The organism is Microbulbifer maximicatervae (SeqCode), from assembly GCF_056232625.1.
Window position 1 is genome coordinate 3,604,549 of the sequence record NZ_CP174324.1, and the last position, 24,853, is coordinate 3,629,401.

Consider the following 24,853-nt stretch of genomic DNA (forward strand, 5'->3'; position numbering starts at 1 on the left):
CGCCTATAGTGAACTCCCGTTTACCAATAAGGACACGGCTGTGACCCTCTTTGTGCGTTATATAGTTGCCTTACTTTTGACCGCCAGTGTGTTTTTTACTGGCCATGCATCCGCTGAATATTCAGTAACGCCTCAAGATAAAGCCTTAACTGATTACGAATATCCCTACCCAGTTCATCACTTTCATTTCGAACAACAGGGGCAACCACTAGCAATGGCCTTTATGGATGTACCGCCTGCAGAGGGTAGAGATGCAAGAGGAACGGTACTCCTGTTGCACGGTAAGAATTTTTCGGCTGCCTATTGGAAGGAGACTATCTCCCAACTCAGTCAGCTAGGGTACCGGGTTATAGCACCGGACCAGATCGGTTTCGGAAAATCCAGTAAACCGCTAACCCAATATACCTTTCAGGGGCTTAGCAACAATACCAAGGTTTTATTGGATAAATTGAAAATAAGAGAGGTTATGGTAGTTGGGCACTCTATGGGAGGTATGCTGGCTATCCGGTTTACCCTGATGTACCCGGAGCGAGTCAAAAAGTTAGCACTTGTAAACCCTATAGGCCTTGAAGACTGGAAGCGATGGGTTCCTTATGAACCTTTGAACCAAGCCATTGCTCGCGAGAAAAAACAAACTCCAGAATCTATCAAACGCTACATGAGTAAAGCCTACTTTTCTGAGCAGTGGCGCGAAGAATATAACCCGCTACTGGATATTCAAGCTGGCTGGACCCTGGGACCCGATGCAGCTCATATGGCAACCGTGGATGCCCTAACCTCCGAAATGGTATTCACTCAACCGGTACTTTATGAGTTTGCCAATATCAAGGTGCCCACCCTACTGATTATAGGTACCCGAGATCGAACAGCTATTGGCCGCGCCCGCGCGCCTAAAGCTGTACAAGAAAAATTAGGCCGGTACGATCAATTAGGAAAGCGTACAGCAGCAGAAATCCCCAAAGCCGAATTAGTTGAGATGGAGGGGGTTGGACATTTACCCCAGTTCGAAGCCTTTCCAACTTATATTGATGTTTTAAGTAAATTCCTTGCGGCTCCTATTGGAAAGTAGGACCTACAGCCTGCCCAATAGAAACCCAATCCAGGAAACATATCATTGGCACGGAGACTGATGTGTAGAGCATCCATTTTTCAGAAAGTTATAGCTTGTACGCTAGGAAACTATTAGTAATCAATGATAGTGCAAATGGCGATTTAGCATTCAATAAGTCGCCGCTTGCTGACTTTCTACGAGAATTTATTTCGTTTTTAAACAGCCCAGGGCAAACCCACAAAAATTAGCATGGCAAAATAAGTAATTACCCCTTGTAAAAGTGCAATTAGAATAGCCTTTAAAAAACCCGTACCAAGTACCAGCATATAGGCAATAGCAGCCAGGGGAATTGTCATTAAAATTCCAGCGCTATCCGTAACACCCGGCAACATGCCGCCAACAATTCTTTGAATAATTAGGGCCAATAGCAAAGCGAAAAGACAATAAAATACACCCGTATTTTTCGCCCCCAACATGGCAGCTGCCAACTTCAGAGGCAGAACAAGAACTGCCGCCATAATAATTACAAAAATAATTAATTCCATTTGTTACCTCTCCATTTAATTTTAGTTATTTACTCACTTCCAACTTCTACCGTTTCCCAACCCCAGGAATTAGATATCCACTTGTTTTCAATGCAGCATGTCGTCATACGCAAAAACACAACCCGGCATAGCGCGCACTGTCACCCCATGCCAATAAGCTGGCAACAGCATGCAAATTCAGTCGCGAATCATACTTATATAAACCAAAACCACAATAAAGTTCACAAATAAAAAAGCTGGCGCGAATTTCGCTCCAGCTTTGAGAAATAATACATCTAAACTATCAGTTAATAACGATTTGGCAGCTTATTTACGTACCAGGGTCAGGGATGAGGGTAACTGCTCCCCGTTCTTCAAGTAAGTCTCTTCCCGCTGTAACTTGCCGTTACCTAACCAGGTAAAAGTGAGGCTATCCAGACGACTCTTACTGTCCAAAGTAAAATTAGTTACATCCTTGAAAGAGAATGCCAAAGTATCTTCAGCACTATTTTTTTGCCAGCTTAACCTGGGCTGATTACCCTGGGGGCAATAGTGCGTCACTATTAAATTATCGTTATCCAAGTGGTAGGCCGTCAGGGAGTGTTGGCGCCCGTTATAGAGCCAACTTTCCAGTACTACGCTTCCCCCAGCTGTATCGGCAAAACTAATAACAAAATCGTCATTTTTTGCCCATTCCTCTCTCCACTCTCCAGCTAGCCCTTTGATCTTCTCAAAAATTGCCTCTGCACCATTACCCTGGCTGGCAATCACAGGCTGAAATATTGCTATCCCAAAAAATAGAATTATTAGTTTTGACAAATTCCCTATCATATTCCCATCCAACCTTAGAAAAATACACAAATAGAAAGACCCTCCTTAATATAAAAATTTCGGGAGTGGTCATCCTACAGTTGTTTTTATATTTTCATGAGGCGAATAGCAATACGCTTCATCGCATTGGCCGATTTAATATCCATGTCTCTGTTCATCAAGATAATAAAGCCATCCTTACTTTCTGGCTCAAAATACATAGCTACAAATACGCCCAGATCAGTTCCCATGTGCCCAGTAAGGCCATTGCGATCGCGCCAAAAGAAGCGCTGCGAATCTGATACAGACAACGGTAATTGCAGACGAAACATTTCCTGATACATAACATCTGATAAGATCTGAGCTCCAGATTTATCCCGATTATTAAGCAGCGCTAGCAAGAAATTGCTGAGGTCAGCAATGCTTACACGAACACCACCGTCAGGATACTGCGGATTACCACTGTGTGCATACGGGTGAAATTGCTTGTACTCAAAAGGAGGATCAATAAATCGACCAATTAAATAGTTCATCTTCTCCGCTTCACTATCTACACACAGACCGATATATGGTACACATTGCTCTACTTTGTAGGGAACTGCGATAGAGCTCAGATCTACTCCATTGAGTCTCCAATTGGCAGTCTCCATATCCAGGCTGTGAAATAAAGTATCCCGGCTATAATTGGCGAGAGACTGGCCGGTTACTGACTCAACCAATAACCCAGCTAAGCCGGCAGAAAGATTACTGTATTGTCTGTGCTCCCCGGGGTTATTTGTCAGATAATAATCCCCACTACCGTACAGGCTTTCCCCTTTAACCAGCAGGGAACGTAGATGTTGCTCCAAACTGATAGAGGGATCACGATTTTCAGTGTAAGTGGTGTAGTCAAAATAATCTTTAATTGCTGCAGAGTGACTCGCCAGATGTCTCAGTGTAATTTTTTCCCCTTCTATATGTGGATTGTCGACCTTAAATGGTAAATAGCTATTAATGTCCTCATCCAACGCCAATTTACCATCGTCGACCAATTGCAACAGTGTTACGCCCATAATCGGCTTACTTATCGAGGCAATATTAAATAACGTATCCTGAGTAACTGGTTTGCCGGCCTCAATATCGGCCATCCCGTACACTTGTTGAAGCGCAAGTTCACCTTCTTTTATTCTGGCAACGGCTATTCCGGGTATAGCTGCCTCATGCATAACTGCAGGAATAAAATCTTCGATATTATCAATTCCGGCACTTTGCTTCTGCTCACTTGGTACGACTAGCAAGAATATGAAAATACCTATCGATATCAGGCCCACTAAATAAATTTTCCTCATTAAAGCAATCCTTACAGTTAATTCAGGGCCACGGTCGAGCCCGTACCTAACTGCGACGCCAGCAGTAAAAGCTATAGATGCAAAGAAGGAAAAAAAATAAAGAGTGACCGCTAAGCGGTCACTCTACTGAGCGCCGCCAGAGGCGCTTATTCGGACGGGAGTACTGGGAATATGTCGCCGTGCTTATTCGAGGCCCAATTTAGACCAAATTTCATCAACCTTTTTAACCACATTCGAGTCGCGCTCAATGGGTACACCCCACTCACGACTAGTTTCACCTTCCCATTTATTAGTCGCATCAAAGCCTATTTTTGAGCCTAAACCAGAGACCGGTGAAGCAAAATCCAAATAATCAATCGGAGTATTTTCTACCATCACCGTATCCCGCGCAGGATCCATACGTGTGGTCATCGCCCAGATTACATCTTTCCAATCCCTGGCATTGACGTCTTCATCAGCGACAATAACAAATTTGGTGTACATAAATTGACGCAGGAAAGACCAGACCCCCATCATTACCCGCTTGGCGTGGCCCGCATACTGCTTCTTCATGGTGACCACGGCGAGACGGTAAGAGCATCCCTCCGGCGGTAAATAAAAATCGACAATTTCGGGAAATTGCTTTTGCAGGATTGGCACAAAAACCTCGTTTAAAGCCTCTCCTAAAATCGCAGGTTCGTCCGGTGGGCGCCCGGTATAGGTGCTGTGGTAAATGGGATTTTTACGGTGCGTAATCTTCTCTACCGTAAATACAGGGAAGCTGTCCACTTCGTTGTAGTAACCGGTGTGGTCCCCATAGGGCCCCTCATCAGCCATATCATCGGGATAGATAAAGCCTTCCAGAACATATTCGGCACTGGCAGGCACCTGAAGATCACTGAGTAAGGCATCGGTCACTTCTGTCTTATCCCCCCGCAGCAGGCCGGCAAAGGCATACTCAGACAAAGTATCCGGCACTGGGGTAACGGCCCCCAGAATTGTGGCGGGATCGGCGCCCAGGGCAACAGCTACCGGATAGGGTTCACCCGGATGCTTCTTGCACCAGTCCCGATAATCCAGAGCCCCCCCGCGATGACTGAGCCAGCGCATAATCAGGCGGTTCTTTCCGATTAATTGCATCCGGTATATGCCCAGGTTTTGCCGTTTCTTCTCAGGCCCTCGGGTAATTACCAAGGGCCAAGTGACCAGCGGAGCGGCATCTCCCGGCCAGCAGGTTTGGATTGGCAGCTGATGCAGATCAACCTGATCCTTCTCAAGGACTACCTGTTGACAAGCGGCACCCTTTACGACTTTTGGCCCCATATTCAGGACCTGCTTAAAGACCGGCAACTTCTCCCAGGCATCGCGGAGATTTTCCGGTGGCTGCGGCTCCTTGAGAAAAGCCAGCAGTTCTCCCACTTCACGCAGTTCGGCAACACTCTCTCTTCCCATCCCCAGGGCGACTCGCTCTGGTGTTCCGAAAAGATTGGCAAGAACTGGGGTCTCAAAGCCTACCGGGTTCTCAAACAACAATGCAGGCCCCTCAGCTCGCAATACGCGATCGGAAATTTCTGTCATTTCCAAAATGGGGTCAACAGGGTGCTTGATTCGTTTTAGTAGGCCGCGCTTTTCCAGCAACTTAATAAAGTCGCGTAGATCTTTATATTTCATGGGCTAACAAGGCGTGACTATAAACCAGAGCGCAGTGTAAAACAGAAGGCGCAGGATGGGTAACAACACACCAATTGGAATGAAGAGAGAGGCGGGAGGGAGTCGCGGCTCGCAAGCCTAGGCTGCGAGCCGCGGAAATAATAAGCTTTTTACAGCTTAGAAGCGGGGGCGACGCGGACGATCTTCGCGAGGCTTAGCTTCGTTAACGCGGATGTTACGGCCAGACAGCGGTTGGTCGTTCATCTCTTCGATAGCTTTGCGCGCTTCATCGTCGTTAGGCATTTCTACGAAACCGAAGCCTTTAGAGCGGCCAGTCTCACGGTCGGTGATAACAGTAGCCCGAGAGATCTCTCCGAATGCACCAAAAGCTTCGTGCAGGTCGTCAGAGGTTACCGCGTAGGCCAGATTTCCAATATAGATATTCACAAAAGGTTCTCACTAGGTGTGTGGGCTGTCGTGCAGTCACAAATGGATAACCAGCTCCACCAGATTAACCATTTGAGATTGGCCCTTTGCGGAGAAATAAACCCCTGGGCCAATTCAGTAAGGCGCGTTGCCTAAAATCCATATCAAGCGCCACAATGTGGAACTTTATATGCCTAATGGCTCGCCTTTTCAACAGTAATAGACGCAATTAATCGTCTTATTCTGCTCCTAATAAATAAAGAGCGCCTTTTTAGGCGCTACTTTATATACAAAAATTATTTCCGTTTCATGGATAGGAAGAATTCGTCATTTGTCTTGAAATCTTTCAATTTATCCACTAGGAATTCAGTCGATGCAACATCTTCCATATCGTGTAACAGCTTACGCAAAATCCACACTCGCTGCAGCTCGCCCTCAGGCATTAACAGCTCTTCCCGGCGAGTGCCGGATCTGCGCACATTAATGGCCGGATATACGCGTTTTTCAGCAATTTTGCGATCCAGCTGCAATTCCATATTACCGGTACCTTTAAATTCCTCGAAAATCACTTCGTCCATTTTCGAGCCGGTATCGATAAGTGCAGTAGCAATAATAGACAGACTTCCGCCTTCTTCAATATTTCGCGCTGCCCCAAAGAAGCGCTTCGGGCGCTCTAAGGCGTGAGCATCAACACCACCGGTTAATACTTTACCGGAGCTAGGAACTGTTGTGTTGTAAGCGCGAGCCAGGCGGGTGATAGAGTCGAGCAAGATAACCACATCTTTCTTGTGCTCAACCAGGCGCTTGGCTTTTTCAATTACCATTTCCGCAACTTGTACGTGACGTGCCGGCGGCTCATCAAAAGTAGAGGCAACAACTTCACCGCGCACGGAGCGCTGCATTTCTGTCACTTCCTCAGGACGCTCGTCAATCAGCAGTACGATCAAATGGCACTCTGGATTATTGCGCGTAATGGCCTGTGCCATATTTTGCAGCATAATCGTTTTACCGGCCTTCGGCGGCGCAACAATCAAGCCGCGCTGGCCTTTCCCGATTGGAGCTACAAGATCAATAATACGACCAATCAGGTCTTCGGAGGAGCCGTTTCCGCACTCGAGGGTGAGGCGATCGTTGGGGAATAGAGGAGTGAGGTTTTCGAAAAGAATTTTGTTACGTGCGTTTTCTGGTTTGTCAAAATTAATTTCGTTAACTTTTAATAAGGCAAAATATCTTTCACCTTCTTTCGGTGGGCGAATCTTTCCGGAAATTGAGTCACCCGTACGTAAATTAAATCGGCGAATCTGACTTGGAGATACATATATATCATCCGGTCCCGCAAGATAAGAGGAGTCAGCAGAACGCAAAAATCCAAAACCATCTTGAAGGATTTCTAATACGCCGTCGCCATAAATATCTTCACCGCTTTTGGCGTGGCGCTTGAGGATATTGAAAATAATATCCTGCTTGCGCGAACGGGCCAGGTTTTCAAGGCCCATGCCTTTGGCTATTTCAATCAACTCTTCAATGGGTTTGGTTTTTAATTCGGAGAGATTCATACCAATTGCTTATTAATGTTTCTGTTGTCATATGGCGCGGACACGCCTGAAATTTTGAGGAGGGGTTTGATATTAGAGATTAGCTCGTTTATTTACCCGATACACTTAGGTACCTTTTCCTACCAAGACCACAGTACTCAGTAAACTTTTGCTCTCCATAATCAATTTATGGAGCATTATCAGAACAAGTTCAACTCGAGGAGTATACGCGCCGGGGATGGTCAGGGACCCTGTGGAGGGGCGTTTTGTCAGCTCGTCTCATTTAATTCAAGACCGCTGAACTATTTCAGAATTACAGCCAGTATAACGGGTGTTTCCAATCCTGCAAAGAAATTTACCCCCTTTGCAGGATGGAAACGACAGTCTTACAGCTGACCGTCGATAAACTCGGTCAGCTGTGCGCGGGACAGTGCTCCGACTTTAGTACCTTCGACATTGCCGCCTTTGAACAGCAGCAGCGTGGGGATACCACGGACATTGTATTTGGCCGGGCTCTCTTTATTCGCATCAACGTCTACTTTTACGATCTTCAACTTATCGCCGTAGTGGCCTGCCAGGTCTTCCAGCACTGGAGCGATCATCTTGCACGGACCGCACCACTGTGCCCAAAAATCTACCAACACCGGGCCTTCAGCTTTGAGAACTTCTGCTTCGAATTCAGCGTCAGATACGTTGACGATTGAGTGCTCGCTCATATTGCATTCCTGTTCTTTAGTTACTCGATGCGTGGGCACCGCCAACGCATCTTCTCACGGTCACAGCGGTGGTTATACAGCTGCGATGCACCATTGCCCTCAAAATTGGGGCGCAAAATGGGATTTCAAGTCTTTCCTGCCACAGACTTACGCCTGCTCCAGGAAGCGCTGCAAAATCTCATCGATATAGTCAAAGCCAAAAGCCGTGGCAGCAATCCGCTTATCCAGACGCTCTACAAGCTCCATTGCCATCAGGGTAGGCCATTGTTTTTGCAGCTCGGACATCGGCAATCCGGTGTAGCGGGTGAAAGTATCACTGGGAACACCATCCGCCAGGCGAAGGGCATTCATAAGAAACTCCAGTGGCAAATCCTCATTCTCAACCCTGTCAGTATGGGGTTCAGACAAGGCACTATGCAGCAGCTCGGGATGTTGCCTGGCGATAGACAAGTAGTCCCTCGGAGTGCGTGTGCGACGACTGCGCAGAATTTGCCCAGTTTCAGCTAGGGTTACCTTGCCATGAGCACCGGCACCAATCCCCAGATAATCTCCGAATGACCAATAATTAATATTATGGCGGGATTCAAGCTCGGGTTTGCTATAAGCCGACACCTCGTAACGACGATAGCCCTCGGACGCCAGTAGTTCGCGTCCGCTGCCCTGCATACTGGCGATCAGCTGGGAGCCGGGGGTGGCTGGTGGCGCACTGTAGAATGCAGTATTTGGCTCAATCGTTAATTGGTACCAGGAAATATGCTCTGGAGCCAAGGAAATTGCTCGGCGCAAATCGCCAAGGGCTTCCACCTCGGTCTGATTGGGCAATCCGTGCATCAGATCGAGGTTAATATTGTCAAAGCCCGCACGACGCGCCATTGCCAGGGCACCTTCGGCCTCTTCTCCGCTGTGAATACGTCCCAACAGTTGTAGCTGATTAGAATCAAAGCTTTGCACTCCAATAGAAAGGCGATTAACTCCGGCAGATCGATAGCCAGTGAACTTGGCTTGTTCAAAAGTTCCGGGGTTGGCCTCCAGGGTTATCTCGATCCCCTTCGCAAAACCCACTACCTGCTCAGCAGCCTCCAGGATCTGCCCTATTGCTTGGGGAGAGAACAGGCTCGGCGTACCACCACCAAAAAAGATGGACTGCAATTTTCGCCCCTGCACCCAAGGCAACTGGCTGATCAGGTCCTGGCGCAACTGCGCCACATACTCGGATTCCGGTAGGGCGTAGTCCGAATTAGCCCGGTCTCTATCAGCCTGGTGGGAGTTGAAATCACAGTAGGGACATTTGCGCACACACCAGGGGATATGGATATACAGGCTTAGTGGTGGCAGCTGTAATTCAGCAATCTGATCAGGCAAGGTCGGCACCCTGCATATTTTGCTGCCATAAAAGCTCAAATTGAGACATAGCCTGGGCCCTGTGGCTCAGTCGATTCTTCAAGTCTCTCGGCAGTTCAGCGGAGGTCATTCCCTCAGATTCAACAAAGAACAGCGGGTCATAACCAAAACCCTGCTCTCCCGCCGGCTCCCGCAAAATTGTCCCGCTCCACTTTGCACTAGATACCAAAGGCACCGGGTCATCCCATTGCCGCACAAAAGCCAGCGCGCAGTGGAAACTGGCAGTGCGATGCTTAGATTCAACATCAACCATGGCCTCCAATAACTTCGCATTGTTTTTTTCATCAGTCGCCCCGGCACCTGAGTAGCGTGCAGAGTAAATTCCCGGCGCACCACTCAATGCATCTACCGACAGTCCGGAGTCATCGGCTAATGCCGGCAGGCCACTGATACGGCTGGCGTGGCGGGCCTTAATCAAAGCATTCTCAATAAAGCTCAATCCGCTCTCATCAGCGTCACTTACCCCAAAGTCAGATTGAGGAAGAACCTGTATATCCCATGAGGCGAACAGCTGTGAAAACTCGCGAAGTTTGCCGGCATTACCGCTGGCAAGAACAATTTTATTTACCATATTGCTTCAAACAAAAAGCGGGCCTCGGCCCGCGGTGAATCTTAAAGAAGGGGTTTCGACCAGCTCTCAGCCAGCGGAATCTTGGCAGATGTCTATCGGTTCAATCTGCGACGGAAAGTGATCGTCTCACTTTTACCATTGGGCAGCTTGATATCTACGTTAAAGGTAAGGGTCTCCTCATCCTCAAAGCGCAGGGGTGCGAGATAGTAAACAGCATCCCCTTCCCGAATTTCTTTGAACTTAAGTGGTCTTGACTGCTGGATCAGGTTGGTAGCTGTGCCAGACATCTCAGCGCTGAGGCCATGAGTTCCGCCCTCTTTCTTGACGACAGAGACATTTACATAGGCCCGATCTTTTGCTCGAGCCAACTGGTACTGACGGGCGATATCCGGCTGGATAAAATCGCTATTGAACACTGAATAGACTACTCGATAGTCGCCAAAATCAGCGTAGTTCTTAATCGTACGCGCTTCTTGCGCGGCAGCGCCGACAGATAAAAATAGCAAGGCCACAGAAGCAGCCAGGGTAAGGATGCGTTTCACGCTCCACCTCCAGTTGTTATAGGCGCCACCTCTCCCGGCAGGTTTGGTGGTCAATTCCAGTCAGGCCCCCTCAGGAGAGCCTTTCTCGATCTATTTATCGCGCCAAAGTCCTCCACAAAAGAGCTGGCGCAAATCTTAGTTTAGCGAGTTAGGTGATAGATGGCTGTCTCACCAAACAAATTTGGTAAAAAGTCTTTGAATGCCCGCCCAACCATGGACTCAGAAACCACTTGCCGATGCAGAATCGCCCAGCCATTTTCTCGGCATAACACCTCAAAGTCTGTAAAAGTACAAAAGTGAATATTGGGAGTGTCATACCATTCGTATGGCAATAAGTCGGATACTGGCATGCGCCCGGAGAATGCGAGGTGCCAGCGGGCCTTCCACTGCCCAAAATTGGGAAACGTAATAATGCAATCCCGCCCAACCCGGAGCATTTCCTCTACCACTAAATGAGGCTGACTCAAGGTTTGCAATGCCTGGGTCATCACCACAGCATCAAAGCTACCATCAGCAAAATTTCCCAGCCCTGTATTCAGATTTTGCTCGACAACATTGACCCCACGGGCCACACACCGCTCTATTTGCTCGGGATCAATCTCCAGGCCATAGCCTTTCACATTTTTATTTCTCCCCAGCTGATCGAGCAGTGCACCATCGCCACAGCCGAGGTCGAGAACCCGGCTGTTGGGAGCGATCCATTCCTGGATCACATCCAAATCTATCCGCATCAGTACACCTCCTCAGCAATTTCTACCGCAACTCTCTGCATATAGGCACGAAATACACCTTCATAACGACCATTGGGCAGCAGGAAGGCATCGTGTCCCATTGCTGACTCTACTTCGGCATAGCTGACTGGAATATCCGCGTGCATCAGGGCATCGGCGATTTCCCTCGAGCGCTCCGGCGCAAAGCGCCAATCAGAAGTAAATGACACCAATAAAAACCGGCACTTGGCATGGGAGAAGGCCTCTACCGGGTCATCCCCGTATTCCCGAGCTAAGTCGAAGAAATCCAGCGCTCGAGTCATCAGAATGTAAGTATTGGGATCGAAGGTGGTGGAAAAACTGGCTCCCTGGTAGCGCAGATAACTTTGTATCTGAAACTCCACCTCTTCATCCGACCCCTGCTGAAAGCTGCCACTGCGCAATTCTCGACCAAATTTGCGCCCCAACCCATCGTCAGACAGATAAGTGATATGCCCGATCATACGCGCAACGGCCAGGCCTCTACGGGGTAACTTATCCTGCTGGAGGTAGTGCCCATCACAAAAGTCTGGATCGGATGTTATCGCTTGGCGTGCGGTCTCATTAAACGCGATATTCTGTGCAGATAACTTCATGGCAGAGGCAATCACCACACAATTACGCAGGCGCTCAGGGTATTCCAGTGACCAGCGCATCGCCTGCATCCCACCGAGACTACCGCCAACAACCGCCGCCCATTGTCGAATACCTAGCATATCCGCCAGACGCGCTTGGCTGTGGACCCAGTCGCGGACACGCAGTGATGGAAAATCCGGCCCCCAGGTAGTGCCGGTATCCGGGTTGATGGATACGGGGCCGGTAGATCCGTGGCAACCGCCGAGATTATTAACGGACACCACAAAGAAATGATTAGTATCTATCGGCTTACCCGGTCCGATATAGTGGTCCCACCACCCCGGACGCTTATCATCGATACTGTGTCGCCCCGCAGCGTGATGATGCCCAGACAGAGCATGACAGATCAGAACTGCGTTAGTCTTTTCCCTATTGAGTTCACCGTAAGTCTCATAAACCAGAGTGTAATTTTTCAGTACTCGGCCACAGGCCAGTTCCAGCGGTTCACTAAAGTGATGGCTTTTAGGCTCAACAAGGCCCACGGAGCCTGGGTCACCGGTAGTTGCGGTTTGGGCTTCCGCAGAAGCGATAGGATTTTCCGTTGACAAGGCACTGTATCTGTCAGGTTGATAGGTGCTGCCTGGCAAATTGCCGAAGCAGTCAGTGAATAAGATCACTGCAACTTATAACAAATGCCAGTCAGAACCAATATCAATTAGCACCCAATTCAGGTGGTATGGGAGGCCTTCAAGGGGGTTACATTGCGCGCGCGCGGCGCCGGCGCAACCGGCTGTGGTGCAGAGCTGTTGTGCCGCAGTAAATCCTCTAACGCCACCAGCGCCTTATCATTGCGCTGAACCTCATCCTCGAGAGTTCGAAGATCCGTGCGGCGGCTGCGAGTTTTCTGTTTCAACTCGGTGAGCTTAATCAAATGGCGATTGAGTAATTGTTTCTGATACTGCGCATGCTGTTTAAGAGGCTCAAGAGCCTGCTCTAACCAATTTTCCGCTTTGTTACCCATATCGTCGTAAAGCCGACCCACTTCACTGGCAAGCGTGGTAATAAAGCGCTCGCTGAGACGGCTGCGGCGCGCCAATAACAGCTGCGGGGATCGCCTCAGCTGAGCGGCCTGGCGATGCAGTCCACGCAATGCGAAGCGAAATTTGCGGATAGTAAAATACTGCTCGGCATCATCCACTTTCTTTAAGCTGGAGCGCTCAAATACAGCGTCGAGCAAGCGATTGGCCTGATCCACTTCCCGCTCGAGGTTAGACATCTGATGGTCTACCCCTTCCATAAAAGTATCGATAGCCCTGGCCATGCCCATGGGCGTCCAACGGCGATTGAGAGTAGCCAGGGTATCGTCAATCAGCGCCTGCAACTGCTGTCTGGATATCGGCGCCAACAAAGAAGTGCTCTGTCGTGTAAGCATTCTCTGGCTGGATTTGAGCGTCAGCAATTCCTGATGACAAATCTTATGCTGCTCGCGCACGGTCGTCTGCAACTGTTCCAACTCTGCCAATTGCTCTGAGGTGTTGCCACTATTGCGCTGCAGGTGAGCCAGCGCTGCCCGGCCACTATTCAAACGACGCTTGAGCAGATCGCGGGTATCAGCCATCAGGGTGAGAGCTTGATGCAGTGAGCGGTGCTCGGCCATTTTATGCCGGTGCTCCAACAGGCGCTGAACCAGCATCCTTTCAAACTCACCGAAGCGGCTGCTTCTCACCAAATCCGCATCCCGCTGCTGGCGCCCCAACAGAGCCATTTTTGCAGAGACTCCGGCAACACTTTCCTGAGGCAGAGACAAGAGGCCGGCCACTTCGCTGCGCATGCGTCGCAACAGCAACTCAGCATCCTCCTCCGGATCATCCCAAAGTACATCCATCTTGTTGAGCAGGGCCATCACGGATGTTCCGCGATGCTCTTGCAATGGCGCCAGGTGAGTCTCCCACATACTCATATCGGTGCCACTTACGCCCGCATCGGCAGCCAGCAGAAAGGCAACCGCCTGGGCCCCGGGCAGCGTACTCAATGTGAGCTCCGGCTCATTGCCGAGGGCGTTCAATCCCGGGGTATCAATAATACGCAACCCTTGATCCAGCAATGGGTGCGGCAGACAAATCAAAGCAAAACGCCAGGCGGGGATCTCAACTAGATTCCCTTTGCCATCCAAGTGGCGCCGATCGAAACCATAGCGAGCGGCCTCTTCCGGCATTACTGACTTGGTCGAGGCAACCTTCAATAAAGTCTCTCGGGTCGCCTCGGGATCATTGGCATCAAACTCGTGAGTTACCCACTTTTGCGGGATTCGACGGAAGCTCTCCAGGCTGGTATTCGTCGCCAGGGTCTCAATCGGAAGCAACCGCAGACTGGCGCGCTCGCCACCATCACTGAAAATTTCCGTGGGACACATAGTTGTGCGCCCCGGTCTTGAGGGCAGTAGACGCTGGCCGTAAGTTTGCGACAACAGGGCATTGAGCAGTTCAGTTTTTCCCCGTGAAAACTCCCCAACTAAAACCAGGGTGAACTGATCATCTGCAAGTAGGGCGCGGGCCTGCTGTACAACCTGGCAGGCACCAGCAGAATTAGAGAAGTGCTGTTCAAGCCATTGGCTGAAGTGGGCAAACTGGCGATCGAGATTCTTTTTCCAACGGTCGTAGTCAGAAATATGCTGGCGTAAAAGTGCGTCTTCCATTTCACGGTGTTCTTGTTATTGAGACCCGGAACTACCGGCCCCTACTAAGACAAGAGAAAGAGCCGTCAGTCGATAGTATAAGAGTCTAACACCGCGCCAAATACGATCTAGTGCGCACAGGTGAAGAAATGTTCAGCCGGTCACAATTTAAGAAACCTTCGAACAACTGCGCAAGCCCCAGAGGGCGGGGCTTGAAAGGTGCAGGGGATATTTTGGGGTGATCAGAGTCCGGTTAAAAGCCGGGGATATGCCAAAACAGGCTGTACACGAAAGCCGGCATGTTGGCCATTTGGGCAAAACCAATAAGCAGCCTGTTAATCACAGTGAGCAGGATAAAGACAAATATCGGGCTGATATCAATCACCCCCAACGGCGGGATCAAGCGTCGCACAGGTCCGCAAAATGGCTCCAGGAGTTGGTGCAGTAAAATTAGAATTGGATGGCCGCTATTCGGCGCAATCCAACTGGCAACGATGGAGACCAATAAGCCGACAAACACCATCGCTATCACAGTGGAGACACAGCCGATCAACGACCACAGCAGGGCACTGAGGGGGTTAACCAGGCCGTAACCTGCAATCATGGCGCAAGCCATAATCATCGCCCAACCGACTATCAACGCCAGTACTACTGAGGCCATATCGACGCCAAAAAGTCCTGGCACCACTTTGCGCAACGGCAGCAGCAAAGGGTTGGTAACCTTCACAACTCCCTGAGATATGGGGTTGTAAAAATCCGCACGGCCCAACTGCAATAGGAAACGCAATAACACGGCGAAAAGGAACAAAATGCCCAGTATGCCCACGACATAAACGCCGATATCGCTGAAGGTATTGACCATGGATAAACCCTAAACAAAAAGATTTTCAGCAGCCACTGCTGCACCTACCCAATTGGACCGGAACCTGTTACCGATCCAATTCCTTTGCCATTTCTGTCGCCCGCTCCTCGCAATCGCGCATGGCATCGGCCACTAACTGCGGCAACCCACCCTGCTCGAACCGTTGAACAGCTCGCTCAGTGGTTCCACCTGGTGACATCACATTGCGCTTCAACTGGGCGACGTCAACATCGCTGGCGACCGCCAGTTTGGCGGCGCCCAGGGCAGTTTGCAACACAAGGCGCTCCGCATCCGCACGGGCAAGGCCACCGGCGGAAGCCGCATCAATCATGGCCTCCATAAACTGGAAAAAGTAAGCCGGTGCCGATCCCGCTACCGCAATCACTTGATCAATGCCGCGCTCTTCCTCAACCCAGTAGGAGATACCTACTGCATCGACGATGCGCTCGGCGAGCTCCTTCTGTTCACCCGTTACCTTGCTATCGGCAAAGAGACCGGTGACCCCGGTTTGCACCAGAGCCGGGGTGTTAGGCATAGCCCTGACAATAGGGAGGTGCACTCCCATCCAACGATGGTAAGCCGCAAGCGGAATTCCCGCAGCAAAAGTGATAATCAAGGGCGAGCGATCCACCAAATGGGGTTTCAGTCCCTCACAAAGTTCTCGCATAACTTGCGGTTTCACCGACAGTACAATTACATCGGCATCAACAATAGCGGCAACATTATCGTCACTAATAGCTACCCCATGGCTCTCGGCAAAAGCATTGAGTTTGTCCCGATCACGACCTGTAGCAGTGATCCGGTCCGCCGGATAACCGGAGGCCACCAAACCACCGATCACTGCCCCCGCCATATTGCCGGCGCCACCAATAAAAACCATCTTAGGGTTCGCTGTACTCACTCATATCACCTTGGGCAGTTGCAAAATTTGGTCGCATTTTCCTCCAGGGAGGATTTTTTTAATATGTGGTCGTCCAAGCCCAATAACAAGAGACACAAGGCGATAGTCTTATTTAGAGGGAGGGCTATTCAATTAGCTTCATTTGGCCAGGTAGCGCTATCAGAATAAAGAAGCAATCATCAACGAAATAGAAAAGGAAATGTTTCCACAATCGCAATCAAGTTCAGAACAATCGCCAGTATCCAAAGCCAATAGCGGCTCTTATCTCCGAATATCCCGGTAACAGCCGAATTCAAAAAGCCGGTAACCAATGAGATTTTGGGAGATATAAATGCAAGTAGGCAGATAAAAGCCAACCACTCAAGCGCCACCCAGGTCACCAGCACACTATTCGTTACAGACAAAGATAGAACTGCGCTTACTGATAAAAGCAGCAGCAATACATCTACAGTCCCAGATTTTGTCATCCCATATCCCAAGAAAGTCTACTTGCGTACTAATTCTGTCATGCAGAATAGTTTCGTGCCCCAAAAATATCTGTGCCAATACGCACAATAGTGGCACCGCAGGCAATAGCAGCCTCCATATCTTTAGACATCCCCATGGATAGAGTATCCAGGGCCTGCTCGGGAAATGCTTCGCGAAGGCTTTGCAGCAACCCTGCCAACTGGATAAATGGTTTTTCCTGCTCAAATACATTGTCACGAGCAGCGGGAATCGCCATCAAACCGCGCAGGCATAGTCCCGGCAATGTCATCACTTCACGCGCCAGAGCCACCAAATCCCGTGGAGCTATGCCAGACTTGCTCTGCTCGCCATCGATATTCACCTGCAAGCAGATATTGAGTGGTGCCATATTACTGGGACGCTGTGCCGACAGGCGCTGGGCAATTTTTAAGCGATCCACCGTGTGCATCCATTGGAATCGCTCTGCCACAGCGCGGCTTTTATTCGATTGAAGCGGCCCAATAAAATGCCAGTGAATATCCAGGTCGGACAGGGCATCCTGTTTTTGCAGGGCTTCCTGTAAATAATTTTCGCCAAAGTGATGCTGGCCAGCTGCAAAAGCAATCCGCAGGTCTTCCGCCGGTCGTGTTTTGGAAACCGCCAACAGGGTAATTTCTGCAGGGTTGCGATCGCAGTTGTTGCAGCATGTCACAATCCGCTCACCTACTGCATTCAGGTTTTCGACGATTGTCTCTTTGCGCATATACTGATGCCCTTACCGATTTGAGCGGCGATTTTACCTGAGCCCAAACAAGAACCATAAGGTAGCAGTATGGATATCACTGAACTCCTCGCCTTTAGCGCCAAGCAAAACGCCTCGGACTTACACCTCTCGGCGGGCCTGCCGCCGATGATCCGTGTCGACGGCGACGTGCGCCGTATCAACCTGCCCTCAATGGAGCACAAGCAGGTACATGGCCTGATCTACGAGATCATGAACGATAAGCAGCGCAAGGATTACGAAGAACTACTGGAAACAGACTTCTCTTTTGAAGTCCCCGGTGTCGCCCGCTTTCGTGTAAACGCCTTTAACCACAACCGGGGTGCCGGCGCCGTATTCCGAACTATTCCCTCCAAAGTTCTCACTATGGAAGACCTGGGAATGGGGCAGGTGTTCAAGCAGATTTCGGATACTCCCCGTGGCTTGGTGCTGGTAACCGGGCCCACGGGTTCCGGTAAGTCCACCACCCTGGCGGCGATGATGGACTACATCAACGACAACAAGTACGAGCATATCCTTACCATCGAGGACCCGATCGAATTTGTGCACGAATCCAAGAAGTGCCTGGTGAACCAGCGTGAGGTGCACCGGGATACCCACGGCTTTGCCGAGGCACTGCGCTCCGCACTGCGTGAAGACCCGGATATCATTCTCGTGGGTGAGATGCGGGACCTGGAAACCATTCGCCTGGCGCTGACTGCGGCAGAGACCGGTCACTTGGTATTCGGCACCCTGCACACCACTTCCGCCGCCAAAACCATTGACCGTGTGGTGGATGTATTCCCGGCGCAGGAGAAAGCCATGGTGCGTTCAATGCTATCGGAATCCCTACAGGCCGTTATCTCCCAGACGCTAATGAAGAAAAACGGCGGTGGCCGGGTTGCTGCCCACGAAATTATGCGTGGTACCCCAGCCATCCGTAACCTGATCCGCGAAGACAAAATCGCGCAGATGTACTCGGCCATCCAGACCGGAGCCAGCGTCGGCATGCAGACCATGGACCAATGTCTGGAAGACCTGGTGGCACGCCGCATCATCAGTCGCGAAGTGGCTCGCGAGAAAGCCAAGATGCCGGAGAACTTCTAAACGGCCAAAACCCGCCCCCAATCTGGGGAAGAAAAGTCGAGATAAAACGCGGTAAACACCATGGATATTGAAAGACTTCTACAACTGGTTGTAGAGAAGGGCGCTTCGGATTTATTTATCACGGCGGGCGTCCCGCCCTCCATCAAACTGCACGGCCGAGTGGTGCCCTGCAGCAGCACCGCGCTCACGCCAGAGAAAGCGCGCGAGCTGGTGGTGGGAACCATGAACGAGAAACAGCGGCGCGAGTTTGCCGAGCAAAAGGAATTGAACTTCGCGATTGCAGTGCGCAACGTGGGGCGTTTCCGGGTATCGGCCTTCTTTCAGCGCAATCTGGTAGGTATGGTGCTGCGTCGCATCGAAACCAAAATCCCCACTATCGATGGACTCGGACTACCCGACGTACTCAAAGACTTGGCCATGACCAAACGCGGGCTGATTATTTTTGTGGGCGCCACCGGTACCGGTAAGTCCACATCCCTCGCCTCCATGATCGGCCACCGCAATGAGAACACCAAGGGTCATATCATCACCATTGAGGACCCGATCGAATTTATCCACCAGCATCGCGGCTGTATTGTGACCCAGCGCGAAGTGGGCCTGGATACCGAGTCTTTCGATGTAGCCCTGAAAAACACTCTGCGTCAGGCACCAGATGTTATTCTGATCGGTGAGGTGCGCTCCCGCGAAACCATGGACCACGCCATCGCTTTCGCCGAGACCGGCCATTTGTGTCTGTGCACCCTCCACGCCAACAACGCTAACCAGGCCCTAGATCGGATCATTCATTTCTTCCCGGCAGACCGCCACAAACAGTTGTTTATGGACCTGTCCCTCAACCTGAAGGCGATGGTGGCCCAGCAGCTGGTACCGACCCCCGATGGCGATGGCCGCCGTGCCTGCCTTGAGATCATGATCAATACCCCGCTGATGTCGGACCTGATCCGCAAAGGCGAAGTGGATAAGATCAAGGAGTTGATGAAGCGCTCTGGTGAGCAGGGAATGCAGACCTTCGACCAGGCACTCTACGAGCTCTACGATGGGGGAGAAATTACCTATGAGGATGCCCTCTCCCACGCCGACTCCGCCAATGATTTGCGCCTGATGATTAAGCTCAAATCCGAATCCGATGCCGAGTACTTAAATAGTGCCGCTGGCGAGTTGAGTCTACAAAATGATTCAGAGTACGGAGACGGTGGTCCTCAGCTCTACTAGCCCCCGATCCAGCCAGATCAAAACCGTTTACAGACATATCAAAGGTCCTCAGCCTGTAAACGGTTTTCACCCGGTATAATCCGCTGCGGATATTTCCGCGATGCAAAAGCTGATCCCGCCCAATGATTGAATGATCTCGCAGGCTCTTTTCTGCAGCATTTTTATTGGAAGAAAATAGCCTTTCAAGAAGGCTCTATTTTCCTGCGCAATATCCCGTTAAAAGAGTGACCAATCAATATGAATAAAAAAGTCGCCTTGATCACTGGTGGCAACCGGGGCATTGGTGCCGCGACAGCCAAATTACTTGCCCACAGGGGGTACCAGATTGCCATTAGCTACCGGCAGCGCAAGCAGCAAGCGGAAGAACTGATCGCCGAGCTTCGGTCTTTTGGTGTTTTAGCAATAGCCGTTCGCGCCGATATCTCCTCGGAGAAAGATATAGTTCAGCTATTCAATGCGATCGACGAGCAACTAGGCCCAATTAGCTGCCTGGTTAACAATGCGGCAATCATTAAACCGCAAGTGCGCGTCGAAACGATGGACGCTGAGCGCATCAATGAAATCCTGCGTACCAACATCACCGGCACCCTGTTCTGCTGCCGGGAAACAATCAAAAGAATGTCTATCAAAAATGGGGGCACTGGAGGAACCATCGTGAATATTTCCTCTGCTGCCAGCCGTTCGGGATCACCTAACGAGTACATCGACTATGCAGCGAGTAAGGGCGCTGTCGATACGCTGACCATCGGACTCAGCCAGGAAGTTGCCGATGAAGGGATTCGCGTAAATGGTGTTAGGCCTGGCTTTATTTATACAGAAATGCACGCTGATGGTGGCGAAGCAGACAGAATTGAGCGAGTAAAGTCTGCGATTCCACTCAAGCGTGGGGGGCGAGCAGAGGAAGTGGCTAAAGCTGTGGCTTGGCTACTCGGTGATGAATCCACCTTTACTACCGGTTCATTTATTGACGTTGCAGGCGGGAAGTAGGACCAAAAAATATGTTAGAAGCACTCTTTTCACTAATTGCAGCAACCGCTCTATTGCTCGGCTCCCCTGGCCCAGCACCACTTGCCCTGGCCGCATCGGGAGCGACATTTGGAGTGAGAAAAAGCGGCGGTTTCCTTATCGGCATCCTGCTTGGCCTGAGTGTCGCCATTGTCGGGGCAACCGCCGGCATCGCCGCACTGCTGGCAGCCTGGCCAGAAGCGCGCTTAGCGGTTCAGCTTTGCGGTGCCTTATATATTGGCTATATCGCGATCAAAATTGCCACGGCCCCGGTACTGGAGCAGGGCGAATCGGCGACGGCTCAGCCTCCATCGCTGCTGGATGGGTTTATTTTTAACTTATTGAACCCCAAGGCCTATGCCGCCTTCCTTGCCATATTCTCCCAATTCTTACTACCGATTGAAGAGAGTGGCCTGAGCTATTTAGCCACAGGCTTGGTCTGTTTACTGGTAGCCGCTGCGGTGGATTTTATCTGGTTGTGCTTAGGAGGAAGCCTGAGGCCGGTTTTTCATAAACCCAGGCAGGCGCGAATAATCAGGGTATGTTTTGCGGTATTAATGGTGGCAGCCGTACTCGCTGTTTTTATCCGCGGAAGCATTTAAGCTCTAACACATCTCTGCGATCAATCCTTTTACCGAAGGCAGCATGCGCCGGCTCACCAGCGGCGCTGCTGTTACGCCATCCAGCTCTACCCGGTAATTTGTACCGTCCCTGCGCAACCCAACAATATATTGCACAGCCACCAGTGCGCTGCGGTGAATACGCACGAAACGCTGTCCAAACTCACTCTCAAGCTCTTTTAGAGACTCATCCAGTATGGTCTCTCCAGCGGAGTGATGGGCTACAACATACTTGCTGTCCGCAACCAAACAGCGGATAGAATCTACATCCAGCAACTCCACCCCCAGACGACTTATCGCCTTAATGCGGCTGCGGCCACTGGGCTCCTCCAGATCCTGCTTGGTTAACAACTGCTGCTGCGGCTTACTCAGACGCTGCGCTTTGGAAACCGCCTTCCGCAGCTGTTCGACATTCACAGGTTTTAATAAATACCCCACCGCTGAGGTGGCAAAAGCGGGCAAAGCAAACTCATCGTGAGCAGTGCAGAATATTATTGCCGGCGGACACACAAAGCTGGATAACTGCTGAGCCAATTCCAGGCCGCTACCACCGGGCATTTCAATATCCAGTAGCACAAGGTCTGGGTCGAGTTCGCGGATCTGTGATAGTCCGGCTTCAATATCTGCCGCTTCTCCCACAGCAATACAATGATCGATCCTCTCCAACTGCCGGTGCAGACGGGCACGAGCCAAAGGCTCGTCATCAACAATCAGTACGCGCAATTGGGTCACTCCATCACCTCGATAGCCTTCTTGGAATTTGTGCTGGACTCTATTTCCCGCCGGTCCACTTCCCGGGGAGATAAGGGTAGCTGTAGTATGACCCGGTACCGGCCCCCCTCCCGACGGGCGGTAAATTTGAAGCGATCGCCGTAGTAGGCGGTGAGACGCTGGCGAATATTCTCTGTCGCCATGCCATTACCAGTCTTCGCAGGAACTGCACTGTCCTGTGGCAATGGGTTTTCAATAACGACCTTAAACATGCCCTCCTCTTGCGAGAGTTGCACGCTGATCTCTCCGCCTTCCCGCAATCTTGCCACACCGTGCAACACCGCATTCTCCAATAGGGGTTGAAGCAACATACTGGGCAGCTGAACCTTATCCAGGCCCGAGTCTAGCCGCCAACTCTGGCGCAAACGCTGCCCCAGACGCAGGGCTTCAATCTCCAAATAGCGTTGGGCTAGAGTAATCTCTTGCGCTAAAGGCACCAGCTTTGGATCGGCGAGGCTTGCACGAAATAATGCACATAAATCCTCTACCAACCGCTCCGCGCGATCAGGATCAACAGCGATCAAACTAGCCAGGCTGTTCATACTGTTAAAGAGGAAATGGGGGCGAATCCGCGATTGAAGTGCCTCAATTCGGGCACCGAGCTCCGCCTGCTGCTGGTTGTAGAGTTGCTGCTGAAGATAGGCGTAGCGCAATACCACCCCCGCACAAATAGCCCCAAGCAGGCAATCGCCCGCAAACCCCCAACTGTCAAAGCTGGTCTGTAACAGCACCGCGCGCAGGGAGCGCTGCACTGCCATCACCAATATGAGCACCGACAGCACTGCAATAAAACTCAAGCCGCCAGCGAGTTTGTGGGGCATTTTCGCCAGGCTCGGCCGAAGCCGGCAAAGTAGCGCGGCCGAGGGCAATATCACCCATTGGATCACCAGAGAGATCAGTCCCAGGCGCTGCCAACTGAATTCCGGTAAACCATCCAGGGCCAGGACCAGCACCAATGCCAGCAATTCCCCCATCAACACCAGTACCGCCAGAGAGGTGACACTGCAGAGGTCTGGCAGAAACGGAAGCTGCCCAGATAGCGCAGAATCCTTATTTCCTGTGCGATATTTTCGAATTTTCTGCGTTATAATGCCCGACGGCCAGGGGAATGACATGCAGTTGTTATTCTTGATTGTCCCAAAGTTCCAAGCGCAAGATATCACCAAGCCCCCCAGCCTTTCATCTCACTGCAGCCAGGAAAACCATGAGTAACGAAAAATCCCCCTCCGAGTCCGCCAACAATCCTGCCGCCAAACTCTGGGGCGGCCGCTTTAGTGAAGCCACCGATGCCTTTGTCGAGCGATTTACCGCCTCGGTGACTTTTGACCAGCGCATGGCCATGGAAGACACCCAAGGATCACTTGCCCACGCGCAGATGTTGTCAGAAGTGGGGGTATTAAGTGCTGATGAATATCACAAGATAGCCGACGGCCTGAAGGGCATCGCCGAAGAGATAAAAGCGGGAGAATTTCCCTGGTCTGTGCAGCTCGAAGATGTCCATATGAATATCGAAGCGCGCCTGACCCAACGCATTGGTGCCACTGGCAAGAAACTGCATACCGGCCGCTCGCGCAACGATCAGGTGGCAACCGACATCCGCCTGTGGCTGCGTGGGCGCATCGATCTGATTGCTGCCGAACTGACCCGCCTGCAAAATGGCTTGGTCGATTTGGCGGAGCGCGAAGCCGATACCATTATGCCCGGCTTTACTCACTTACAGAGCGCTCAACCGGTGACCTTTGGCCACCACTTACTGGCCTGGAATGCCATGCTGAGCCGGGATTTCGAGCGCCTGATGGATTGCCGCAAACGGGTTAACCGCTCACCGTTAGGGGCCGCAGCACTGGCCGGCACCAGCTATCCGATCAATCGCGCACGCACGGCGGAGCTGCTGGGCTTCGATGCCCCCACAGAAAACTCCCTCGACTCAGTCAGCGACCGGGACTTCGCTATCGAGTTCTGTGCTTTCGCCGCGCTGCTGCTCACCCATCTGTCCCGGGCCAGTGAAGAGCTGGTGCTGTGGACTTCCAGCCAGTTCGACTTTATTGACCTGCCCGATCGCTTCTGCACCGGCTCCTCGATTATGCCGCAGAAAAAAAACCCCGATGTTCCGGAGCTGGTACGCGGTAAAACCGGCCGGGTTAACGGCCACCTGATTGCGCTGCTCACACTGATGAAGAGCCAGCCGCTGGCCTACAACAAGGACAACCAGGAAGATAAAGAGCCGCTATTCGATGCCGCCGATACCGCACTGGATTGCCTGCGCGCGTTTGCCGATATGGCACCGGCACTGAAGGCAAAAAAAGAAAATATGCTGGAAGCTGCGGCCAAGGGCTTCTCCACCGCGACGGATCTGGCCGATTACCTGGTACGCAAAGGGGTGGCCTTCCGCGATGCTCATGAAATTGTCGGGCAGTCCGTATCCTTTGCTATTGAACAGGATAAAGACTTATCCGAACTCAGCCTGGCCCAGCTACAACAATTCTCAACAGAAATTGGCGAAGATGTATTTGAGGTGCTGACTTTAGAAGGCTCGGTTGCGGCTCGCGATCATATTGGCGGTACCGCACCGAACCAAGTGCGCGCGGCCTGTAAGCGCGCACGGGAAGAGATTTCGCAGCGCGCTTAAGCGCTGT

Annotated in this window: 25 protein-coding genes; 6 read left to right on the plus strand and 19 right to left on the minus strand. The window is 51.1% G+C overall.

Annotated features, from left to right (window positions below; translation table 11 throughout):
• Positions 1-40: 40 nt before the first annotated feature.
• Positions 41-1,069 (plus strand): alpha/beta fold hydrolase, encoded by a 1,029-nt coding sequence (locus ACJJI6_RS15615; RefSeq protein WP_475711132.1) that lies wholly within the window; start codon positions 41-43, stop codon positions 1,067-1,069.
• Between the two features lie 197 nt (positions 1,070-1,266).
• On the opposite strand, the gene ACJJI6_RS15620 is transcribed toward ACJJI6_RS15615, so the two are convergent.
• From ACJJI6_RS15620 to ACJJI6_RS15700, 17 genes are all read right to left on the minus strand, one after another.
• Positions 1,267-1,596: a hypothetical protein gene (locus ACJJI6_RS15620; protein WP_475711134.1), complete on the minus strand. Its 330-nt coding sequence runs from the start codon at positions 1,594-1,596 to the stop codon at positions 1,267-1,269.
• A 306-nt stretch (positions 1,597-1,902) separates the two neighbouring features.
• Positions 1,903-2,394 (minus strand): hypothetical protein, encoded by a 492-nt coding sequence (locus tag ACJJI6_RS15625; protein ID WP_475711136.1) that lies wholly within the window; start codon positions 2,392-2,394, stop codon positions 1,903-1,905.
• Positions 2,395-2,492: 98 nt separating this feature from the next.
• A complete protein-coding gene (locus ACJJI6_RS15630; RefSeq protein ID WP_475711138.1) occupies positions 2,493-3,713 on the minus strand; it encodes a serine hydrolase domain-containing protein in 1,221 nt (406 codons plus the stop codon).
• A gap of 183 nt (positions 3,714-3,896) precedes the next feature.
• On the minus strand, positions 3,897-5,363 hold the full coding sequence (gene ubiD / locus ACJJI6_RS15635; RefSeq protein ID WP_445359302.1) for a 4-hydroxy-3-polyprenylbenzoate decarboxylase: 1,467 nt from the start codon (positions 5,361-5,363) through the stop codon (positions 3,897-3,899).
• 156 nt (positions 5,364-5,519) lie between these two features.
• Complete coding sequence (gene rbp / locus ACJJI6_RS15640; protein WP_020413665.1) at positions 5,520-5,789, minus strand: RNA-binding regulator; 270 nt, start codon at positions 5,787-5,789, stop codon at positions 5,520-5,522.
• Between the two features lie 275 nt (positions 5,790-6,064).
• Positions 6,065-7,324, minus strand: a complete 1,260-nt coding sequence (gene rho / locus ACJJI6_RS15645) for a transcription termination factor Rho (RefSeq protein ID WP_108731406.1) — start codon at positions 7,322-7,324, stop codon at positions 6,065-6,067.
• A 365-nt stretch (positions 7,325-7,689) separates the two neighbouring features.
• Positions 7,690-8,019: a thioredoxin TrxA gene (trxA, locus tag ACJJI6_RS15650; RefSeq protein ID WP_282930316.1), complete on the minus strand. Its 330-nt coding sequence runs from the start codon at positions 8,017-8,019 to the stop codon at positions 7,690-7,692.
• A gap of 147 nt (positions 8,020-8,166) precedes the next feature.
• A complete protein-coding gene (gene hemW, locus ACJJI6_RS15655; protein WP_475711140.1) occupies positions 8,167-9,381 on the minus strand; it encodes a radical SAM family heme chaperone HemW in 1,215 nt (404 codons plus the stop codon).
• Positions 9,374-9,991, minus strand: coding sequence for an RdgB/HAM1 family non-canonical purine NTP pyrophosphatase (gene rdgB / locus ACJJI6_RS15660; protein ID WP_475711142.1), 618 nt, complete (start codon positions 9,989-9,991; stop codon positions 9,374-9,376). The genes hemW and rdgB overlap by 8 nt, the downstream gene beginning before the upstream one ends.
• Before the next feature lie 92 nt (positions 9,992-10,083).
• Positions 10,084-10,533, minus strand: a complete 450-nt coding sequence (locus ACJJI6_RS15665; RefSeq protein ID WP_413664060.1) for a DUF4426 domain-containing protein — start codon at positions 10,531-10,533, stop codon at positions 10,084-10,086.
• 140 nt (positions 10,534-10,673) lie between these two features.
• Positions 10,674-11,264 carry a methionine biosynthesis protein MetW gene (gene metW / locus ACJJI6_RS15670; RefSeq protein WP_282930320.1) on the minus strand — a complete coding sequence of 197 codons (591 nt, stop codon included), beginning with the start codon at positions 11,262-11,264 and terminating at the stop codon, positions 10,674-10,676.
• Positions 11,264-12,448: a homoserine O-succinyltransferase MetX gene (metX, locus tag ACJJI6_RS15675; protein WP_475713464.1), complete on the minus strand. Its 1,185-nt coding sequence runs from the start codon at positions 12,446-12,448 to the stop codon at positions 11,264-11,266. The genes metW and metX overlap by 1 nt, the downstream gene beginning before the upstream one ends.
• 137 nt (positions 12,449-12,585) lie before the next feature.
• On the minus strand, positions 12,586-14,553 hold the full coding sequence (locus ACJJI6_RS15680) for a dynamin family protein (protein WP_444918784.1): 1,968 nt from the start codon (positions 14,551-14,553) through the stop codon (positions 12,586-12,588).
• A 232-nt stretch (positions 14,554-14,785) separates the two neighbouring features.
• Positions 14,786-15,394 carry a YggT family protein gene (locus tag ACJJI6_RS15685; RefSeq protein ID WP_413664057.1) on the minus strand — a complete coding sequence of 203 codons (609 nt, stop codon included), beginning with the start codon at positions 15,392-15,394 and terminating at the stop codon, positions 14,786-14,788.
• A gap of 67 nt (positions 15,395-15,461) precedes the next feature.
• A complete protein-coding gene (gene proC / locus ACJJI6_RS15690) occupies positions 15,462-16,295 on the minus strand; it encodes a pyrroline-5-carboxylate reductase (protein WP_475711144.1) in 834 nt (277 codons plus the stop codon).
• A 179-nt stretch (positions 16,296-16,474) separates the two neighbouring features.
• The gene (locus ACJJI6_RS15695) at positions 16,475-16,762 is read right to left on the minus strand and encodes a hypothetical protein (RefSeq protein WP_475711146.1); all 288 of its coding nucleotides are present in this window, start codon (positions 16,760-16,762) and stop codon (positions 16,475-16,477) included.
• Positions 16,763-16,800: 38 nt separating this feature from the next.
• The gene (locus ACJJI6_RS15700) at positions 16,801-17,505 is read right to left on the minus strand and encodes a YggS family pyridoxal phosphate-dependent enzyme (protein WP_444926440.1); all 705 of its coding nucleotides are present in this window, start codon (positions 17,503-17,505) and stop codon (positions 16,801-16,803) included.
• Positions 17,506-17,574: 69 nt separating this feature from the next.
• Here ACJJI6_RS15700 and ACJJI6_RS15705 point away from each other — a divergent pair, with 69 nt between their 5' ends.
• The 4 genes from ACJJI6_RS15705 to ACJJI6_RS15720 all read left to right on the plus strand — a co-directional run bounded on the left by ACJJI6_RS15705 (position 17,575) and on the right by ACJJI6_RS15720 (position 21,428).
• A complete protein-coding gene (locus tag ACJJI6_RS15705) occupies positions 17,575-18,609 on the plus strand; it encodes a type IV pilus twitching motility protein PilT (RefSeq protein ID WP_108731395.1) in 1,035 nt (344 codons plus the stop codon).
• Positions 18,610-18,669: 60 nt separating this feature from the next.
• On the plus strand, positions 18,670-19,821 hold the full coding sequence (locus ACJJI6_RS15710) for a PilT/PilU family type 4a pilus ATPase (protein ID WP_108731394.1): 1,152 nt from the start codon (positions 18,670-18,672) through the stop codon (positions 19,819-19,821).
• A gap of 237 nt (positions 19,822-20,058) precedes the next feature.
• The gene (locus ACJJI6_RS15715; protein WP_475711148.1) at positions 20,059-20,808 is read left to right on the plus strand and encodes an SDR family oxidoreductase; all 750 of its coding nucleotides are present in this window, start codon (positions 20,059-20,061) and stop codon (positions 20,806-20,808) included.
• A gap of 11 nt (positions 20,809-20,819) precedes the next feature.
• Entirely contained in the window at positions 20,820-21,428 is a 609-nt protein-coding gene (locus ACJJI6_RS15720; RefSeq protein ID WP_444926438.1) for a LysE family translocator, read from the plus strand.
• A gap of 3 nt (positions 21,429-21,431) precedes the next feature.
• Here ACJJI6_RS15720 and ACJJI6_RS15725 read toward each other — a convergent pair whose 3' ends face one another.
• Positions 21,432-22,178: a LytR/AlgR family response regulator transcription factor gene (locus ACJJI6_RS15725; protein WP_475711149.1), complete on the minus strand. Its 747-nt coding sequence runs from the start codon at positions 22,176-22,178 to the stop codon at positions 21,432-21,434.
• Complete coding sequence (locus ACJJI6_RS15730) at positions 22,175-23,332, minus strand: sensor histidine kinase (protein ID WP_475711151.1); 1,158 nt, start codon at positions 23,330-23,332, stop codon at positions 22,175-22,177. Before ACJJI6_RS15730 ends, ACJJI6_RS15725 begins: the two co-directional genes overlap by 4 nt.
• An 89-nt stretch (positions 23,333-23,421) precedes the next feature.
• Here ACJJI6_RS15730 and argH point away from each other — a divergent pair, with 89 nt between their 5' ends.
• A complete protein-coding gene (gene argH / locus ACJJI6_RS15735) occupies positions 23,422-24,846 on the plus strand; it encodes an argininosuccinate lyase (protein WP_475711152.1) in 1,425 nt (474 codons plus the stop codon).
• Positions 24,847-24,853: the final 7 nt, after the last annotated feature.

Bases quoted from the DNA above. Each gene is read 5' to 3' on its own strand.
- rho (WP_108731406.1), bottom strand. From the start codon at position 7,324: ATGAATCTCTCCGAATTAAAAACCAAACCCATTGAAGAGTTGATTGAA.
- ACJJI6_RS15720 (WP_444926438.1), top strand. From the start codon at position 20,820: ATGTTAGAAGCACTCTTTTCACTAATTGCAGCAACCGCTCTATTGCTC.
- ubiD (WP_445359302.1), bottom strand. From the start codon at position 5,363: ATGAAATATAAAGATCTACGCGACTTTATTAAGTTGCTGGAAAAGCGC.
- metW (WP_282930320.1), bottom strand. From the start codon at position 11,264: ATGCGGATAGATTTGGATGTGATCCAGGAATGGATCGCTCCCAACAGC.
- ACJJI6_RS15705 (WP_108731395.1), top strand. From the start codon at position 17,575: ATGGATATCACTGAACTCCTCGCCTTTAGCGCCAAGCAAAACGCCTCG.
- ACJJI6_RS15620 (WP_475711134.1), bottom strand. From the start codon at position 1,596: ATGGAATTAATTATTTTTGTAATTATTATGGCGGCAGTTCTTGTTCTG.
- ACJJI6_RS15695 (WP_475711146.1), bottom strand. From the start codon at position 16,762: ATGACAAAATCTGGGACTGTAGATGTATTGCTGCTGCTTTTATCAGTA.
- ACJJI6_RS15700 (WP_444926440.1), bottom strand. From the start codon at position 17,505: ATGCGCAAAGAGACAATCGTCGAAAACCTGAATGCAGTAGGTGAGCGG.
- argH (WP_475711152.1), top strand. From the start codon at position 23,422: ATGAGTAACGAAAAATCCCCCTCCGAGTCCGCCAACAATCCTGCCGCC.
- ACJJI6_RS15710 (WP_108731394.1), top strand. From the start codon at position 18,670: ATGGATATTGAAAGACTTCTACAACTGGTTGTAGAGAAGGGCGCTTCG.
- ACJJI6_RS15630 (WP_475711138.1), bottom strand. From the start codon at position 3,713: ATGAGGAAAATTTATTTAGTGGGCCTGATATCGATAGGTATTTTCATA.
- rdgB (WP_475711142.1), bottom strand. From the start codon at position 9,991: ATGGTAAATAAAATTGTTCTTGCCAGCGGTAATGCCGGCAAACTTCGC.
- trxA (WP_282930316.1), bottom strand. From the start codon at position 8,019: ATGAGCGAGCACTCAATCGTCAACGTATCTGACGCTGAATTCGAAGCA.
- ACJJI6_RS15715 (WP_475711148.1), top strand. From the start codon at position 20,059: ATGAATAAAAAAGTCGCCTTGATCACTGGTGGCAACCGGGGCATTGGT.
- ACJJI6_RS15730 (WP_475711151.1), bottom strand. From the start codon at position 23,332: ATGTCATTCCCCTGGCCGTCGGGCATTATAACGCAGAAAATTCGAAAA.
- ACJJI6_RS15680 (WP_444918784.1), bottom strand. From the start codon at position 14,553: ATGGAAGACGCACTTTTACGCCAGCATATTTCTGACTACGACCGTTGG.
- ACJJI6_RS15685 (WP_413664057.1), bottom strand. From the start codon at position 15,394: ATGGTCAATACCTTCAGCGATATCGGCGTTTATGTCGTGGGCATACTG.